Origin of the sequence: Paludisphaera soli (assembly GCF_011064595.1) — a bacterium.
Taxonomy (GTDB): domain Bacteria; phylum Planctomycetota; class Planctomycetia; order Isosphaerales; family Isosphaeraceae; genus Paludisphaera; species Paludisphaera soli.
In genome coordinates, this window is sequence record NZ_JAALJI010000152.1 from 1 (window position 1) to 480 (window position 480).

Genomic DNA, 480 nt, shown 5'->3' on the forward strand with positions numbered 1-480 from the left:
CTCGCCTCGGCCCGGATCCGGTCGGCCTCGGGGCCGGCGTACTTCGGCATCGACGCGGAGCGGAGGTTGGCCGCGAGGATCCAGCGGCCCAGCGGGCAGAGGCAGGCCAGGACGAACCGGCTCTTGATCCGCGAGGTCGAGCCGTCGGAGTTGACGACGTGCAGCGTCGGCTCGCCGTCGTAGCCGCGGTGGAAGACCGTCACGAGGCCCCCGCCCTGGCAGACCTCGCAGGTCCGGCTCGCGGCGGCGGCCGTCTCGCGGTCGGCGTAGCCGTTCGGGTCGGCGATCTGGCCCTGGGCGAGGTTCGCCCCCCGCTCCTCCTCGATCGCGGCGAGGATCGCGGGCAGCTGGTCTCGCCAGTAACCCGGCGGCCTGCGGCACAGCTTGCGGCTGGCCCTATCGACCTCGGCGCTGGAGGCGTTCAGGTCTTGGAACGCCTGGTCCCACGTCGTCGCCTGGTCCAGGAACAGCTCGGTCCCC

Annotated in this window: 1 protein-coding gene; it reads right to left on the bottom strand. The window is 73.1% G+C overall.

The annotated features are described in order from the left end of the window. A partial coding sequence (locus tag G6O68_RS32100) for a hypothetical protein (protein WP_165253846.1) occupies positions 1 to 480 on the bottom strand: 480 nt, incomplete at both ends.